Annotated in this window: 16 protein-coding genes; 8 read left to right on the forward strand and 8 right to left on the reverse strand. The window is 71.3% G+C overall.

The annotated features are described in order from the left end of the window. Positions 1–55 precede the first annotated feature (55 nt). Positions 56–1087 carry a 3-methyladenine DNA glycosylase gene (locus NCCP_RS09195; protein WP_225873769.1) on the forward strand — a complete coding sequence of 344 codons (1032 nt, stop codon included), beginning with the start codon at positions 56–58 and terminating at the stop codon, positions 1085–1087. Here NCCP_RS09195 and NCCP_RS09200 read toward each other — a convergent pair. Both NCCP_RS09200 and NCCP_RS09205 read right to left on the reverse strand, forming a co-directional pair. Then, the gene (locus NCCP_RS09200; protein ID WP_149956942.1) at positions 1023–1685 is read right to left on the reverse strand and encodes a response regulator; all 663 of its coding nucleotides are present in this window, start codon (positions 1683–1685) and stop codon (positions 1023–1025) included. The two genes, NCCP_RS09195 and NCCP_RS09200, sit on opposite strands and share 65 nt — an antisense overlap. Continuing rightward, entirely contained in the window at positions 1682–3445 is a 1764-nt protein-coding gene (locus NCCP_RS09205; protein ID WP_149956943.1) for a sensor histidine kinase, read from the reverse strand. The genes NCCP_RS09200 and NCCP_RS09205 overlap by 4 nt, the downstream gene beginning before the upstream one ends. Positions 3446–3646: 201 nt before the next feature. On the opposite strand from NCCP_RS09205, the gene NCCP_RS09210 reads away from it, so the two are divergent. Together NCCP_RS09210 and NCCP_RS09215 are read left to right on the forward strand one after the other, a co-directional pair. Beyond that, the gene (locus NCCP_RS09210) at positions 3647–5125 is read left to right on the forward strand and encodes a CitMHS family transporter (RefSeq protein ID WP_149956944.1); all 1479 of its coding nucleotides are present in this window, start codon (positions 3647–3649) and stop codon (positions 5123–5125) included. Between the two features lie 148 nt (positions 5126–5273). Further along, on the forward strand, positions 5274–6863 hold the full coding sequence (locus NCCP_RS09215; RefSeq protein WP_149956945.1) for a Na+/H+ antiporter: 1590 nt from the start codon (positions 5274–5276) through the stop codon (positions 6861–6863). 87 nt (positions 6864–6950) lie between these two features. On the opposite strand, the gene NCCP_RS09220 is transcribed toward NCCP_RS09215, so the two are convergent. Next, entirely contained in the window at positions 6951–7343 is a 393-nt protein-coding gene (locus NCCP_RS09220; protein ID WP_149956946.1) for a YchJ family protein, read from the reverse strand. A 186-nt stretch (positions 7344–7529) separates the two neighbouring features. On the opposite strand from NCCP_RS09220, the gene purS reads away from it, so the two are divergent. From purS to purL, 3 genes are read left to right on the forward strand one after another with little or no spacing between them, the layout of a single operon-like run. Next, positions 7530–7781 (forward strand): phosphoribosylformylglycinamidine synthase subunit PurS, encoded by a 252-nt coding sequence (gene purS, locus NCCP_RS09225; RefSeq protein WP_149956947.1) that lies wholly within the window; start codon positions 7530–7532, stop codon positions 7779–7781. Continuing rightward, positions 7781–8536 carry a phosphoribosylformylglycinamidine synthase subunit PurQ gene (purQ, locus tag NCCP_RS09230; RefSeq protein ID WP_149956948.1) on the forward strand — a complete coding sequence of 252 codons (756 nt, stop codon included), beginning with the start codon at positions 7781–7783 and terminating at the stop codon, positions 8534–8536. The genes purS and purQ overlap by 1 nt, the downstream gene beginning before the upstream one ends. After that, the gene (gene purL / locus NCCP_RS09235; protein WP_149956949.1) at positions 8533–10842 is read left to right on the forward strand and encodes a phosphoribosylformylglycinamidine synthase subunit PurL; all 2310 of its coding nucleotides are present in this window, start codon (positions 8533–8535) and stop codon (positions 10840–10842) included. Before purQ ends, purL begins: the two co-directional genes overlap by 4 nt. A gap of 136 nt (positions 10843–10978) precedes the next feature. Here purL and NCCP_RS09240 read toward each other — a convergent pair whose 3' ends face one another. Further along, positions 10979–11902: an oxygenase MpaB family protein gene (locus tag NCCP_RS09240; protein WP_149956950.1), complete on the reverse strand. Its 924-nt coding sequence runs from the start codon at positions 11900–11902 to the stop codon at positions 10979–10981. A gap of 74 nt (positions 11903–11976) precedes the next feature. Between NCCP_RS09240 and NCCP_RS09245 the strand changes: the two genes are divergently transcribed. Next, positions 11977–12942 (forward strand): hypothetical protein, encoded by a 966-nt coding sequence (locus tag NCCP_RS09245; protein ID WP_149956951.1) that lies wholly within the window; start codon positions 11977–11979, stop codon positions 12940–12942. 3 nt (positions 12943–12945) lie between these two features. Here NCCP_RS09245 and NCCP_RS09250 read toward each other — a convergent pair whose 3' ends face one another. The 3 genes from NCCP_RS09250 to NCCP_RS09260 are packed head-to-tail and all read right to left on the reverse strand — an operon-like array spanning position 12946 to position 14378. After that, the gene (locus NCCP_RS09250; protein WP_149956952.1) at positions 12946–13269 is read right to left on the reverse strand and encodes a putative quinol monooxygenase; all 324 of its coding nucleotides are present in this window, start codon (positions 13267–13269) and stop codon (positions 12946–12948) included. 9 nt (positions 13270–13278) lie between these two features. Continuing rightward, positions 13279–13932 carry a hypothetical protein gene (locus tag NCCP_RS09255; RefSeq protein ID WP_149956953.1) on the reverse strand — a complete coding sequence of 218 codons (654 nt, stop codon included), beginning with the start codon at positions 13930–13932 and terminating at the stop codon, positions 13279–13281. Continuing rightward, positions 13929–14378 carry an MmcQ/YjbR family DNA-binding protein gene (locus NCCP_RS09260; RefSeq protein WP_149956954.1) on the reverse strand — a complete coding sequence of 150 codons (450 nt, stop codon included), beginning with the start codon at positions 14376–14378 and terminating at the stop codon, positions 13929–13931. The genes NCCP_RS09255 and NCCP_RS09260 overlap by 4 nt, the downstream gene beginning before the upstream one ends. A 22-nt stretch (positions 14379–14400) precedes the next feature. Here NCCP_RS09260 and NCCP_RS09265 point away from each other — a divergent pair, with 22 nt between their 5' ends. Then, a complete protein-coding gene (locus NCCP_RS09265) occupies positions 14401–15318 on the forward strand; it encodes a DUF1206 domain-containing protein (RefSeq protein ID WP_149956955.1) in 918 nt (305 codons plus the stop codon). Between the two features lie 82 nt (positions 15319–15400). Here the strand turns inward: NCCP_RS09265 and NCCP_RS09270 are convergent, their stop codons facing one another. Then, positions 15401–15847 (reverse strand): CoA-binding protein, encoded by a 447-nt coding sequence (locus tag NCCP_RS09270; protein WP_149956956.1) that lies wholly within the window; start codon positions 15845–15847, stop codon positions 15401–15403. Positions 15848–15863 lie beyond the last annotated feature (16 nt).

The raw sequence follows: 15863 nt of genomic DNA on the forward strand, positions 1-15863 counted from the left end.
GCAGGTGTTCCCGGGAGGGCCGGGTTTTTGCGCGCGGGATAATGGAGGGGTGAGCATGCCCGCGACCGCCTCTTCCCGCCGAGCTTCCCCGTCCCCCGCCCCCGAAGCCGTCCCGGCCCCCGCCCCCGCCCCCGAAACCTCCCCTGCCGTCCCTTCCGTCCTGCCGCAGGACGAGTGGCTCCGGCGCGCCGAGGCCCACCGGGTGCGCGTGGAGCGCTTCGCCGCGCCGTTCATCCAGCGGCGCATGGCCGGTAAGAAGCACCCCATCGAGGACTTCCTCTTCACGTACTACACGCACAAGCCCGGTCAGCTGCAGCGCTGGCACCCGGGGGCCGGCGTCGTGCTGGAAGGTCCCGCCGCGGCCGGGCGGCTCGCCTGGAAGTTCTACGTCCCGGCGGGGCCCGGCGGCGGCGCGGTGCTGGACGCGGCGGCATTCGCCGCCGCGCGGGCGGAGGCGGTCCGGTTTGCCCGAATCATTTTGGCCGGCACGGCCGCGCGCCCGGGGCAGTTCTCCTGCTTCGGGCTGCACGAGTGGGCCATGGCCTACCGCAGCGCGGAAAACGGGATCCGCCACGAGTACCTGCCGCTGCGCCTGGGCGCTGCGGGCACGGACCAGGTGGTGGAGGAGCATAGGATCCGCTGCACCCACTTTGACGCGTTCCGCTTCTACGCCCCGCAGGCCGCGCCGCTGAATGAGCTGCAGCCCACCCGCGAGACGCAGCGGGAGCTGGAGCAGCCCGGCTGCCTGCACGCGAACATGGACCTGTACAAATGGGCCTACAAGCTCACCCCGGCGGTGCCCAGCGGGCTGTTGATGGACTGCTTCGAGCTGGCTTGGGAGATCCGCACCATGGACATGCGCGCTTCCCCGTACGACCTGGCCGATTGGGGACACACGCCCATCCGCATCGAGACCGCCGAGGGCAAGGCGGAGTATGTGCGGGCGCAGAAGCACTTCGCTGCGCGGGCGGACGTGCTGCGGGGCCGGCTGCTGGGGGTCGCCGAGGCCCTGGCGGGCCCTGCTAGCGCACGGCCCCGTACCGGTGCTCCGGACGCCCGCGCAGCCCGTAGCGCAGGCCCAGCCTGATCTGGCCCGCCTGCGCCAGCTGGGACAGGTACCGCTGCGCCGTGGCCCGGGAGATGCCCACCGCCTCGGCGACCTCCACGACGCTGAGCTCGTCCCCCGCCGCGGAGACCGCCGCCAGGACCGCCTGCTCGGTCGCGGCTCCCGAGGAGGGGGCGGCCTCTTCGCCGGCCAGCAGCACCCGGCGGGCGCGGTCGATGGCGGTCTGGTCCAGCACGTCGGCTGCGAGCAGGCGCCGGTAGCGGGCGTAGGCGCGCAACCGGTCGGCCAACATCCGCTCCTCGAACGGCTTGACCAGGTAGGCGAGCGCCCCGCGGCGCAGGGCCGTGCGCACGGCTGGTCCCTCCACCGCCGCGGAGAGCACGAAGGCGTCCACGTCGAGCTCGCGCATCAGGTCCAGTCCCGAGCCATGGGGAAGGTACACGTCCAGCAGCAGCAGGTCGGGCCGGGTCTCGGCCACCACGCGCGGAACCGTGCGGACATCGTGCACCGGCGGCAGCGCCACGAAGCCCGGCACGGCGTCCACGTAGGCGGCATGGAGCCCGGCGACGCGGAAGTCATCGTCGACCACCAGGACCTTCAGATCGTTGCCCTCGCTCACCGCGCCGCCCCCGTTCCGTTCCCGTTTCCGTTTTCAGTGTTTGCCTTCCCTGCCACGCGCAGCATGCCGGGCAGCCTGGCGCAGAACACCGCCCCGGCGGGTTCCCCGTCACTTTCCCGGCCGGTTCCGGGGATCCCCGGCCCGCCGGGGTCGGCCAGCCACACGTCGCCGCCCCGTTCCCGGGCCAGCCGCCGCGCGAGCGCGAGCCCCAGGCCGTGGCCGTGCTCGGCGGAGGGGCCGCCGGCGCGCGTGGTGGTGCCCGGCGCGAAGACGTCCAGGCCGGGCCTGACTCCGGCTCCGGAGTCGGCGACCGCCAGGTGGAGCGTATCGCCATCGCCGAGCAGGTCCACCTCCACCCAGCAGCCGGTCCCGGTGTCCCCCGCCTCGAGCGCGGCGCGGACGGCGTTGTCCACCAGGTTGCCCAGGATCGCGGTGGCGTCCTGGGGGTCGACCACCGCGTCCCACAGCGCCGTCCGTTCCCCCACCCGCAGGTCCACCCCCTGCTCGCGGGCCTGCACGCCCTTGGCGCCGAGGAAGGCCCGCAGGAAGGTGTCCCGCACGGCCCCGATGTTGGCCACCGGCTCCCGCACCGGTCCGGAGTCGAGCACCTCCCGGACATAGCCCCGGGCCTGCTCGAGCTCGCCGTTGGCCAGCAGCCCGGAGATGGCATGCAGCCGGTTCGCGAATTCGTGCCGCTGGGCGCGCAGGGCCGCGGCCATGGTCTCCACGGCGTCCAGCCGGCTGCCCAGCGTCTCCACGGCCGTGGTGTCCCGCAGCAGCACCACCCCGCCCAGGTCCGTGCCCTCGCGCCGGACGGGAACGACGTCGGCCACCACTGAGGACTCGCCCAGCGCCAGGCGCATCCGCGGCGAGGCTTCGCCGGTGGCCAGCGTGCGGGCAATGGCATCCACCAGGTCCGGGGGCAGGCCGGCGCCGTCGAAGCGGCGCCCGACGACGTCGTCCTCCGTCCGCCGCTGGGCCAGGCCCAGCAGGAGCCGGGCGGCCTTGTTCCGGACCGTGATCAGCCCGTCCGGGCCGACGCCGATGACGCCGTCCTCGACCCCGTAGAGCACGGCGGCCTGGTCGCGGGCCAGCGCGGCCATCTCCTCCGGCTCCAGCCCCAGGGTGAGCCGGCGCAGCCTGCGCTTGAGGTAGAGGGCGACCAGCACCCCCAGCGCCAGGGACACGGTGCCGGCCACCAGGACCGAGGAGAGCGCCTGGCGCACGTCGCCGGCGACGGCGGAGACGGGCACGCCCGCACTGACCTCCCCCACCACGCGCGTGGAGCCGGGGGCGTAGACGGGGACCTTGGCGCGGACGGATTCGCCCAGCGTGCCGCGTTCGCGGGCCACGGCCTCCACGCCCTGGAGCCCCACGGGATCGGTGCTGACGCGCTGCCCGATGAGCTCGGGGTTGGGGTGGGCCAGCCGCAGGCCGCGGTCCTCCGTGACGATGACGAACAGGGCCCCGGTGCGCTGGCGGACCGCCTCCAGCCCGGCCTGCAGGGGACCTGCCCGCAGGGCCTGGACATCGAGCGCCTCGAAGGCCGACTGTTCAGCGACCAGGGCCCGCACCTCGGGATCGGCGGCCACCGTGCGGGCGATGCCCAGGGCGTTCTGCGCGGCCTGGTCGTGGACCCGCTCGGCGGTGAGCCAAAGGACGGCTCCCAGGCACAGCGCCAGGGTGCCGATGACGGCCGTCAGCACCAGACCGGTGATCCGGCCCGAAAACGTTCCGCGCCGAACCCGTTGCCCCTGCATCCCCCCAGCCTAGACGCCTTCGGAACATCCTGCGAGCACAATGCGCATAAAGCGGGCAACGGGTACTTTGCGGCGAAGCGATCACAACCGTCCCGTGTGTCGCCGGTCACCGTACCGTCTAACGGAAAGCGGTGCAGATCACCCCGCTCCCCCACACGCACCGGGACGCTCCCCGCCCCGCCTCACCGTTGAGGAGAAACCATGCTGGTCCTACTGGGATTCGCGATGATCGCCACCTTCATGGCGCTCATCATGACCAAACGGCTCACGCCCCTGCTTGCCCTGATCATCGTCCCCACCGTCTTCGGCCTCTTCGCCGGGGCCGGGCTGGGGATCGGCGACATGGTGATGGAGTCCGTGAAGGCCATGTCTTCCACGGCCGCCCTGCTCATGTTCGCGATTATCTACTTCGGCCTGATGATCGACGTGGGCCTGTTCGACAAGCTGGTCGCCGGCATCCTGAAGCTGGTGGGCAACGACCCGGCGAAGGTCGTCGTCGGCACCGCGATCCTCACGGCCCTGATCTCCCTGGACGGGGACGGGTCCACCACCTTCATCGTCGTCACCGCCGCGCTGCTGCCGATCTACCAGCGGCTGGGCCTGAGCCCCGTTGTCCTCACCTGCGTCGCGGGCCTGACCAACGGCACCCTGAACATCGTCCCGTGGGGCGGCCCGACGGCGCGCGCCGCCTCGGCCCTGGGCGTGGACGCCTCCGACGTGTTCCTGCCGATGCTTCCCTCCCTGGCCGTGGGGATCGCCCTGTGCCTGGCCTTCGCCTGGTCGATGGGCGTGAGCGAACGCCGCCGCCTGCGCCGCGATGACCCCTTCCGCTGGGCTCCCGGCGGAGATGTGGCCCTGGCCGCCGGCCTCGCCGGCGGGGACTCCTCCGGCGGACGCGGGAAGGGCTCCGGCCCCCGCGGCGGAGCGCCGGCCACCCCGGCCCCTGCGGGCAGCATCGGGGAACGGGCCCGCCAGGTCGCGGTGCTCGAGGAACTGCGCAGCGACGTGGAGGAGGCCCCGTCCCTGGCCGACAGCGCGCTGGACCCCAACCGCCCGACGCTGCGCCCCAAGCTGTTCTGGTTCAACCTGGCGCTCACCGTGGCCATCATGGCCACCCTGGTCATCGACGTGGTGCCGCTGCCGTACCTGTTCATGGCCGGCTCGGCCATCGCCCTGCTCGTGAACTTCCCGAAGATCAGCGACCAGGCGAAGATGGTCACCGCCCACTCCTCGGAGATCATTGCCGTCGTGTCGATGGTCATGGCCGCCGCGGTCCTGACCGGCGTCCTGTCCGGCACCGGAATGGTGGAGGCCATGTCCGCCTGGCTGGTCTCCGTGATCCCCGCCTCGATGGGCCCGTTCCTGGCCGTCATCACCGGGCTGATCAGCATCCCGGCCACGTTCTTCATGAGCAACGACGCCTTCTACTTCGGCATCCTGCCCGTGCTGACCGAAACCGGCGCGCACTACGGCATCCCGGCCGTGGACATGGCCCGCGCCTCGATCACCGGCCAGCCGGTGCACATGCAGTCTCCGCTGGTGCCGGCCATCCTCCTGCTGGTCTCCCTGTCCCGCGTGGACCTGGGTGAGCACCATAAGAAGGTGCTGTGGCGGGCCGTGGCCGTCTCCGTGGCGATGCTGGTCGTCGGCGTCCTGGTGGGAGCCATCGGCATCGGCTGACCCCGGCCGGCAAAGGACTGGGGGCGGGACCGTGCACGGCGCGGTCCCGCCCCCAGTCCTTTGCCGGTCCCCGCTTCACTCCGTGTCATGTCCCAAAGGCCGGAGAAGGTGCCATGAAAGAATTGGGGCGGACAAAGGGGAACGCTCCATGGAATTTCTGATCCTGCTGGTGAGCCTGCTGTTCGGCACGGTTCTCGTGGTCGGGCTGGGCGAGCGGATCAGGCTGCCCTACCCGGTGCTGATGCTGATCTTCTCCGCACTGCTGGGACTGCTTCCCTTCATTCCGGACGTACACATCGGCCCCGAGCTGATCCTTCCGCTCTTCCTGCCGCCCCTGCTGTTCGCCGCGGCCCAGCGCAGCTCGTGGTCCGTGTTCCGCCTGCGCTGGCGCTCTCTGGTACTGCTGGCCGTCCTGCTGGTCGTGGCCACCACCGCCGCCGTGGCCGGCCTGACCTGGCTGCTGGTGCCGGGTATCGGACTCTCCGCCGCGATCGCCCTCGGCGCCATCGCCGCACCCCCGGACCCGGTCGCCGTGGAGGCCATCGCGGGCAAGGTCAACATGCGCCGCCGCCTGGTGACCGTCCTGCAGACCGAGGGCCTGTTCAACGACGCCATGGCGATCGTCATCTTCCAGGCCGCGGTCGCCGCGGCCGTCAGCGGCGGGGAGGTGGGCTGGACACTGATCCCGAAGTTCCTGCTGGGTGCGGCCGGCGCCGTCGTGCTCGGCCTGGCCATGGCCTGGCTGATCGGCACGCTCAACCGCTTCGTGCCGAACCTGGTGGCCCGTTCGGCCGCCACCCTGGTGGCTCCCTACGCCGTCTACCTCCTGGCCGAGGAGGTGCACTTCTCCGGCGTCGTGGCGGTGGTGGTCACCGCCCTGGAACTGGGCCGCCGCGCCCGTCCGCAGGACTCGGAGGAGCGCCTGACCCGCACCGCGTTCTGGGACGTCGTCGAGCTGCTGACCACCGGAGTCGCCTTCGGGCTGGTGGGCATCGAGATGCGCCATGTGTTCCAGGACGAAGGACCCAACCTCATCACCTTCGTGCCCGCCGTCGCCGCCATCTGTGCCGCGGTGGTGCTGGTCCGCTTCCTCTGGATGTACGGGATCTACCGCTTCGGCGGGGCCGAGAAGCGCATCAACACCCCCGGCTCGCCCAAGGAGGTGCTGGTGCTGACGTGGTGCGGCATGCGCGGCCTGGCCACGCTGGCGCTGGCGCTGGCACTTCCCCACCAGACCGACGCCGGGGAGCCGTTCCCGGGCCGCAACTTCATCCTTGCCACCGCCTGCGCGGTCCTGCTGGTCACCCTGGTGCTTCCGGGCCTGACCCTCCCGGCGCTGATGAAGGCGCTCAGGATGCCCCGCGACGACGCCGCCGAGGAGCGCCGCGAGCGCGACCTCGCCCGCCGCGCCGAGCGGGTGGCGCTGGAGGCCGTGAGGCGTTCGCAGGCCGCGGCCCAGCTGCCGCCGGAACGCCGGGCCACCCTGGCCAAGCGCATGTCCTCCCTGCACACCATCCTGGAGCACGACTTCGAGGAGGATGGGGAAAACGCGGACAAGATGCACAGCCTCCGCCAGATCCTGGAGGTCATGGACGAGGTCCAGCGCGAGGCCCTCGACGCCGCCCGCAAGGAGATGCTCCTGGCCCGCAAGCAGCCCGGCGCCGATCCCGAGCTCGTGGACCGGGTGCTGCGCCGCCTGGACCTGCGCACCGTCACCCTTGACCGGAGGGGACACTAGCCCGGAGAGGACACCAGCTCGGAGGGGACACCAGCCCCGCGGGCACCAGCCCGGAAGACGCCGCCGAACCGGGCCGGGCAGTTCGCCCTAGAGTTCCCCGTCCAGGTAGTACCAGCGGCCGTCCTCGCGCACGAAGCGCGAAGTTTCGCGCTGGACCCCGCTCTCGCCGTCGTGCCGGTAGTGCGCCGCGAACTCGACCATCCCGCGCTCGTCGAACGGGCCGCCGCCCTGGGTGCGCAGGATGTCCAGCCGCCGCCATACGGTGTCCGTGTCCAGGACCAGCTCCACCGGCCGGGTGGAGGGGTGCCAGGTGGCCAGCAGGTAATCGACGGCCCCGGCGGCGAACGCGCTGTAGCGCGAGCGCATCAGGACCTGCGCGGTGCCCGGCCACGCCCCGGAGGCGTAGCCGGAGTGAAACCGGCCACAGCAGGCGCCATAGGTTTCGCCGGACAGGCAGGGGCAGCGGTCCTCGGAGTCCATGTGACCAGCCTACGCGGCGGAACGGGGCCCGCGGGGGCCCGGCCCCGCCGGACCCCCGCCGGACAGGCACCCATGCATAACCCGGTAGAATGGTGGGGCAAGCTCGCGGAGCGTCATCGACTGCCATGGCGTGAGACGGCACCTCCGCAGGCGTCAAACCCAACCCTCGCGCACAGGAGAACCCGGATGCCCCGGATCGTTGTTGATGTCATGCCCAAGCCCGAAATTCTTGACCCGCAGGGCAAGGCCATCGTGGGCGCACTCCCCCGCCTCGGCTTCGACGCCTTCGCCGGCGTCCGCCAGGGCAAGCGCTTCGAACTGACCGTCGAAGGCGAAATCACCGAGGCCGTCCTGGAGCAGGCCCGCAACGCCGCCGAGACGCTGCTGTCCAACCCGGTGATCGAGGACGTCGTCAACGTCGAGGTCGTCGCGGACTAATGAGCAGCGAATTCCCCCTGATCGGCGACTTCTCGCCCGCCCCGGGCGCCGCGCTCTCGGGCGCGCGCATCGGCGTCGTGACCTTTCCGGGCACGCTCGACGACCGCGACGCCGCGCGCGCGGTCCGCCTCGCCGGCGCCGAGCCGGTGGCCCTGTGGCACGCCGACGAGTCCCTGCAGGACGTCGACGCCGTCATCCTCCCGGGCGGTTTCTCCTACGGCGACTACCTGCGCGCCGGCGCGATCGCCCGGTTCGCCCCGATGATGTCCAAGATCATTGACGCCGCGAACTCCGACGCCAAGCTCCCGGTCCTGGGCATCTGCAACGGCTTCCAGATCCTCACCGAGTCGCACCTGCTGCCGGGCTCCATGATCAAGAACGACCACCTGAAGTTCATCTGCCGCGACCAGGTGCTGCGCGTGGAGAACAACGCCACCGCGTGGACCAGCCAGTACGCGACCGGCCAGGAGATCTCGATCGTCCTGAAGAACCAGGACGGCCAGTACATCGCCGACGAGAAGACCCTCGACGCGCTCGAGGCCGAGGGCCGCGTGGCGTTCCGCTACGTGGGCTGGAACCCGAACGGGTCCCGCCGCGACATCGCCGGCATCTCCAACGAGGCCGGCAACGTCGTGGGCCTCATGCCGCACCCCGAGCACGCGGTGGAGGCCGGCTACGGCCCCGACCACACCGGAACCGACGGACTGGGAATCTTCACCTCCGTCCTCACCACCCTTGTTGGAGGCACCAAGTGACCGCCGAGGCACACAAGTTCAACATCGACACGGTCGAGCACGCCGCCACCACCCCGGACACCGAGCTGCCCTGGGCCGAACTGGGCCTGAAGCAGAACGAGTTCGAGGAGATCGTCAAGCTCCTGGGCCGCCGCCCGACCGCCGCGGAACTGGCCATGTACTCGGTCATGTGGTCCGAGCACTGCTCCTACAAGTCCTCCAAGAACCACCTGCGCCAGTTCGGCGAGAAGGTGACCGAGGAGATGAAGAAGGACATGCTGGTGGGCATCGGCGAGAACGCCGGCGTCACCAACCTGGGCGACGGCTGGGCCGTCACCTTCAAGATCGAGTCCCACAACTCGCCGTCGTTCGTGGAGCCCTACCAGGGCGCCGCGACCGGCATCGGCGGGATCGTCCGCGACATCATCTCCATGGGTGCCCGCCCGGTCGCCGTGATGGACCCCCTGCGCTTCGGAGCGATCGACCACCCGGACACCGCCCGCGTGATGCACGGAGCGGTTGCCGGCATCGGCGGCTACGGCAACTCGCTGGGCCTGCCGAACATCGGCGGCGAAATGGTCTTCGACTCGGTCTACCAGGGCAACCCGCTGGTGAACGCCCTCGCCGTGGGCGTCATGCGCCACGAGGACATCCGCCTGGCCAACGCCTCCGGCAAGGGCAACAAGGTTGTCCTGTTCGGCGCCCGGACCGGCGGCGACGGCATCGGCGGCGCCTCCGTGCTGGCGTCGGAGTCCTTCGACGACTCCAAGCCGTCCAAGCGCCCGGCCGTCCAGGTGGGCGACCCCTTCGCGGAGAAGGTGCTCATCGAGTGCTGCCTGGAGCTGTTCAAGGGCTCGCTCGTCGAGGGCATCCAGGACCTCGGCGCCGCGGGCATCTCCTGCGCCACCTCCGAGCTGGCCTCCAACGGCGACGGCGGCATGCAGGTGGAGCTGACCTCCGTGCTGCTGCGTGACCCGACCCTGACCCCGGGCGAAATCCTGATGTCCGAGTCCCAGGAACGCATGATGGCCGTGGTCTCCCCGGAGAACGTCGCGGCCTTCGAAGCGGTCATGGAGAAGTGGGCCGTGGAGTACTCCTGGCTTGGCGAGGTCACCGACACCGGCCGCCTGATCATCACGTGGAACGGGGAGACCATCGTCGACGTGGACCCGCGCACGGTCGCGCATGAGGGCCCGGTCTACGACCGCCCGTATGCGCGCCCCGAGTGGCAGGACGCGCTGCAGGCCGACACGTTCAGGGCATCCGAGGCCGGAGCCGGCCTGCCGGCCACCGGCGGGGAGCTCAAGGCCGCCGTACTGGAGCTGATGGCGTCCCCGAACATGTGCGACAAGTCCTGGATCACCAACCAGTACGACCGCTACGTCGGCGGCAACACGGCCCTGTCCGCCCCGGACGACGCCGGCGTGATCCGCGTCGATGAGGAGACCGGCCTGGGCGTGGCGCTGTCCACGGACGCCAACGGCCGCTACTCCTTCCTGGACCCGTACACCGGCGCCCAGCTGGCACTGGCCGAGGCCTACCGCAACGTCGCCACCGCCGGCGCCGTGCCGATGGCCGTCTCCGACTGCCTGAACTTCGGCTCCCCCGAGGACCCGGACGTGATGTGGCAGCTGGCCGAGTCCATCCGCGGCCTCTCCGACGCCTGCATGGAGCTTGGCGTCCCGGTCACCGGCGGCAACGTCTCCCTCTACAACCAGACCGGCTCCACGCCGATCCACCCCTCCCCCGTGGTGGCGGTGCTCGGCAAGCTTGACGACGTCGCCCGCCGCACGCCCTCGGGCTGGCGCAACGACGCCGACGGCCAGGCCATCTACCTGCTCGGCACCACCCGTGACGAGCTGGACGGCTCGGAGTTCGCGAACATCCGCGGGCACCTTGGCGGCCTGCCGCCGAAGCTGGACCTGGCGGCGGAGAAGACCCTGGGCGCGATCCTGATCAACGCCAGCCGCGACGGCATGATCGACGCCGCGCACGACCTCTCCGAGGGCGGCCTGGCCGCGGCGCTGTCCGAGATGGCGCTGCGCTACGGGGTCGGCGCGCGCGTGGCGCTGGACGACCTGTGCGAGCGCGACGGCGTGGACGCCTTCACGGCGCTGTTCTCCGAGTCCCAGGGCCGAGCCCTGGTCGCGGTGCCGCGCTCCGAGGAGGTCCGCTTCAACGACATGGCCACGGCCCGCCAGTACCCGGTGGTCCGCCTGGGCGTGGTCGACACGGAGACCTCCGCCCTGGAGGTGCAGGGCCTCTTCCACCTGGACCTCGGCGAGCTGCGCGAGGCCCACGAGGCCACGCTGCCGAAGTACTTCTAGCACCGCCTGGCGCGTGTTCCCCGCAACGCGCGCCGGCACGACGGCGGGGCCGCTTCCCGCGCGATGCACGTCGCGCGGAAGGCGGCCCCGCCGCCGCTGTTTCCGCCGGGGTGCCCTTCCCTTCCGGAATGTGAGGCTACGGGACATCCTTCGCGGGCAGGACACCCAGCCGGGCCAGCCGCCGGCGGGCGGCCTGCTCGCTGGGGCCGACCTTCCCCAGGGCGGCTCCCACCGCGGCGAGGGCGGCCCTTCCGGCGAGCCGGGTGGGCAGCGGGAATGGCCCCAGCCGGGTGCGCTCCAGCCCCAGCAGTTCCCGGTAGCGGTCCGGCAGGGTGTCCGCGACGGCGGCGAACAGCACCTTGTACCCCGGCAGCAGCATCGGATCCAGCGGCGGCTCCCTCAGGAACCGCACTACTTCCACCACGCGCGCTCCGCCGCAGAGGAGGCCGGCATCGTCGTATTCCTGGAGCCGGGCGCGCAGGGCCGCTTCGGTCCGGGGCGGGTCCACCACGCCCATCAGCTCCCCGGCCACCGCCCATTCGGACACGTACGCGTCCGCGCCCTGGGGGACGGGGCCGCGGAAGATCTCGTAGGAGCGCAGGAAGGCATCCATGAAGGCCAGGTGGACCCACTCGGACAGGGCGGGGTCGCTGGCGGAGTAGGGACGCTCCGCGCCGGCGGCATCGGTGTAGGTTCCGGTCACGGAACGGTGGCGGCGCCGGACATAATCGCAGGCGGCCCGCGCGGCGGCCGTGTCCCCGTAGGTGACGGTGAAGATCCAGCGGATGGTGCCGGCCAGCCGGGCCAGCGGGTCCGCGCGGTAGCTGGAGTGTTCGGCCACCCCGGCCAGCGCCCCGGGATGCAGGGCCTGGACCAGCAGGGCCCGGATGCCGGCGGCGATCGGGGTCATGCCTCCGTGGACCGTCCAGACGGCGGAGTCCGGAGCAAAATAGCCGGCGTCGCCGCCGTTCTCCAGGGCCTGCTCCCAGGCGGGAACGCCCTCCGCCTGGCCGGCGAAGGTAAGGCGCAGGCGGGTCCGCAGCGGGGCAAGCAAATCCATGGGTTAAGCGTAGGTCCTGCAACGATTCGGCGACGGGCCCTTGCGTCCGGCAGGCCCGTGGCTAGTGTGTCCCCATGGTGGCACTTTCCAGAGGTTCCCTGAGGGTGACGGCCGCGGCCGGGGCCCTGGCTGCGGCGCTGCTTTTGTCCTCCTGCTCCGTGCAGCAGTTTTTCCCCAAGGCGTTCCCGTCCGAGGCCCCGCCTCCCGAGCCACCGCCGGTTCGGGCTAGCCCGGCCGCGGAAAGCGAATGGAAGACCGTCATCACCCAGGCCGGAGACATGTCCTTCCGCATCCGCTCCGACTGGACGATGGAGGTGGTGCCCTCCGAACCGGGATTCTCCGCCACCGGCATCCCGGCCCATGAGGTGCGCAACGCCGCGGGCCGGCTGATCGCGACGCTGCAGCAGAATCCCGGCGACGGCCTGCCGGAGGCGCTGCCCGGGGCCACGATCCAGCGCATCGACTCCGTGCCTGCCCGGAAGGTGCCGCTGCTGGTGGATTCGGACAACGCCAAGGTGGTCTTCGACCTCACCACGCATCCGAACGCCAAGAGCCACCCCATCTACGGCCTGACCGCCGGCGGCAAGGGCCTGCACGGAAACAAGGGCTATCCGCTGCTGGCCGGGCCGCTGCTCTTCCAGGGCGAACTGGCGCTGGACAGGTCCATCCGCAGCGCCGCGCATCCGGAGGAGGCGCTGGAGGCGGCCAAGGAGTACGTGTACACGCAGGAGTATGCGGACCTGGTGGCGATGTTCCTGTCGCTGGAGTACCACCCGAAGGAAGCCAAGGGCACCTCGTGCGAGGGCGCCAGCTTCACTTTCACCACCGTGAACATCGACTGCGACACCGTGCTGCAGGTATACCAGCTGGCCCGCTGGAACCGGGCGTGGGAGTCCCGCAAGGGCGCCACGGTCCGTGTCGCCGGGGACTACAAGTGCACCCTGGACATCCTGGGGGCGGCGGACCTGGGCCCCGGAGTGGACGGGACCTGCCGGTACAGCGGGGGGTACGGCAGCTTCAGCGTGTCCTGGAAGAAGTAGGGATCAGTCCCCGATCTGCAGCTCGCCCATCCGGTCCCATCCTTCGCCCTCCACGGAGCGGCTGACGATTTGCGGGGTTTCGGCCAGCGCCGGGCGCATCGCCTCCAGCCCTGCCGCGAAATGCTCGCTGTTCACGTGGGCCTCGGCGGCGCCGTCCCGGAAAGCCTCGACCAGCACGAACTCGGCCGGGTCCTCGACGCTGCGCGACCACTCGAACCAGAGGTTGCCCTCCTCGGCGCGGGTGGCCTCGGTGAAGGGGCGCACCAGCTCCAGGAAGGTGTCGGTGTACTCGGGCTTGGTGCGCATCTTGGCGACGATAAAGATCATGCCTTCATCCTACCCATCGGCCCCCGCGCGCAGCGCCTCCTCGGCGGCGGCCACCCCCTCCTCGCACCGGCGGACCTGCTCTGCGGTGCCGACCCTGCGGGCCTCGCTCAGGGCCGCGCGGAAGGCGGCGAGCGCGTCCGCGTGCTCCCCGGCGTCGTACAGGCCCCACCCCAGGCTGGCGTGCAGCGCCACGGCCCACCGCTGGGTCCGCGGGTCCGGGGAGGCGAGCGCGGCGGCCAGTCCGCGGCGCGTCCACTCTCCGGCCCGCACGGGATCGGCGATGGCGAGCATGTGCAGGGCATCCACGGCCAGGAAGTCCAGCCGCGCCCCGGCGGCCAGGCCCGCGGCGCGGGCCAGCTGCACGACGGCGGCGGCCGGCCTCCCGGCCGCGTTCAGCACCCGTCCATGTTCGAGGGCGGCGCGCACCCGGAGTTCGGTGCGCTCGTCCTGCGTGAAATCAGGCAGGGTCAGGGCGTCCTCGATGTCCTCGAGCAGCCCCAGGGCTTCGTCGTAGCGCCCCTGCAGGCCCAGCGCCCGGGCCACCTGTGTGAGCAGCACGGCCCGGTCGGCGCCGGTCGAGGCCGCCGATTCGTCCCGGAACCGGCGCTCGCTGGCGGCGGGGTCCGCGAAGTCCCAGAGTTCGTCGAGGTCTTCCTGGTTCATTGGGGACTCCTTTCGGCGGGGCCGGAGCCGGGGCCGGAGGAGGCCGCAGCCGCGGGGCCTCCCGCCAGTCCGGTCCAGCGCAGCGCTTCGCGGTCGGTGCGCGGCAGCGACGCCACCACGAGGTCGTAGGAGTCCTCCACGAGGTCGCGCAGCGTGCGCTCGTCAAGGCCTCCGGAGCAGTCCACGGTGTTCCAGTGCTTCTTGCTCATGTGGTAGCCCGGGGTGATCTCCGGGTGGGCGGCGCGCAGCTGTTCGGCCAGGACCGGATCGCACTTGAGGTTGATGCGGGTCCTCCCGTCCCGTTCCGGCCACAGCAGGGCAAACATTTTGGCGGTGCGGCCTGCCCGGGCGCGCACCTTGTACACGGCGCTGTCCGGGCCGAAGGGGAAGTCCTCGAAGGCCCCGGGCTGCTCCATGCAGCAATCGCGCACCTGTTGGTAGTCCACTTGCAAATCCTATGCTGTAGGGATGGCGGGACCACAGCACGGCACATCGGACAGCCCCTCGAAGGACGGCTCCTCAAAGGACGGCGCCAAGCGGGCGGCACGCAAGGCCGCGGATGCTGCCGAACGCACCGCAGGCCATCCGTGGTTCGAACGCGGGGCCCGGGCCGGGTACGCCGCCAACGGCATTCTGCACGGGGTGCTCGGCACCCTCGTTTTCCAGCTGGCGCTGGGTGAGAAGGCTTCCGCGGACCAGACCGGTGCCCTGGAGGAAATTTCCCGGCAGCCCTTCGGTGCGGTACTGCTGTGGGCCTGCTTCGCCGGCTGCCTCCTGCTGGGAATGTGGCACTTGGCCTCCGCCGTCTTCGACAAGGGGGGCCTCCGGGCCGCGAAGCGGCGCAAGCCGGCCTCGAAGTCCGCCCTGCGGCAGTGGAAGCCGATCGCCAGGAACCTGGTCTTAGGCGTCACGTTCCTTGCCGTGAGCGGGCTCTTCGCGCGCTTTGCCGCCGGCGGCAGTTCGAGCAGTTCCAAGGACACCCGCCGGTTCAGCGCCGACCTGATGTCCACGCCCGGCGGCAGCGTCCTCCTGCTGCTCCTGGGCGCCACCATCCTGGGCGTGGGGGCGTTCTTCGCCTACAAAGGAATCGTCCGCAAGTTCCGGGACGACGTGGCCATGCCCTCCAATCCCCAGGCACGGCGGGCCGTGCAGGTGCTCGGCGTGGCGGGGTACATCGCCAAGGGCGCGGCGCTGGGGCTGCTGGGCCTGCTGTTCATCGTCGCAACCCTCCAGCACGACCCGCAGGAGTCCACCGGACTGGACGGAGCCCTGAAGTCCCTGCGCGACCAGCCGTACGGCACCGCACTGCTGGCCGCAATCGGCGCGGGCCTGCTGTGCTACGGCGGCTACCTGGCGTTGCGCTCCCGCTACGCCAGGATGGACTGAGCTGCAGGATGGACTGAGCTGCAGGATGGACTGAGCGCCGGCCCGGACGGGTCGCGCGGCCGGGCCGCTCCTCCCGGGGGTTCTAGGTCCCGGCCTCCATCACCGGGCAGGTGTTCATCACCACGTCCAGTCCGGCGGCCTTGGCACGGGCGGCGGCGGCCTCGTCGACCACGCCCAGTTGCAGCCAGACGGCGCGCGCGCCGATCTCGATCGCCTGGTCCACCACCGCACCGACCTTGGTGGAGTTCACGAAGCAGTCCACGACGTCCACCGGTCCCGGGATCTCGGCCAGCTTCCGGTAGCCGGCCCTGCCGTGGACCTCATCCCCCTTCAGCGAAACCGGGACAATCTCCATGCCAAGCCGGTCCATCAGGAACCGGGAAACGCCCAGCGCGGCCCGGCGCGGGTTGTTGGACAGTCCGACCACGGCCCACCGCCCCGGGGTGGACAGCAGGCGCCGGACGACGGCGGGATCATTGGTATGGCGCGGGGGCCCGGCCGGGGCCGGGGGCGTCGGTTCCGTGGACATGCCCCCACGGTAGCTG

Origin of the sequence: Zafaria cholistanensis, from assembly GCF_008580665.1 — a bacterium.
Classification (GTDB): Bacteria; Actinomycetota; Actinomycetes; order Actinomycetales; family Micrococcaceae; genus Zafaria; species Zafaria cholistanensis.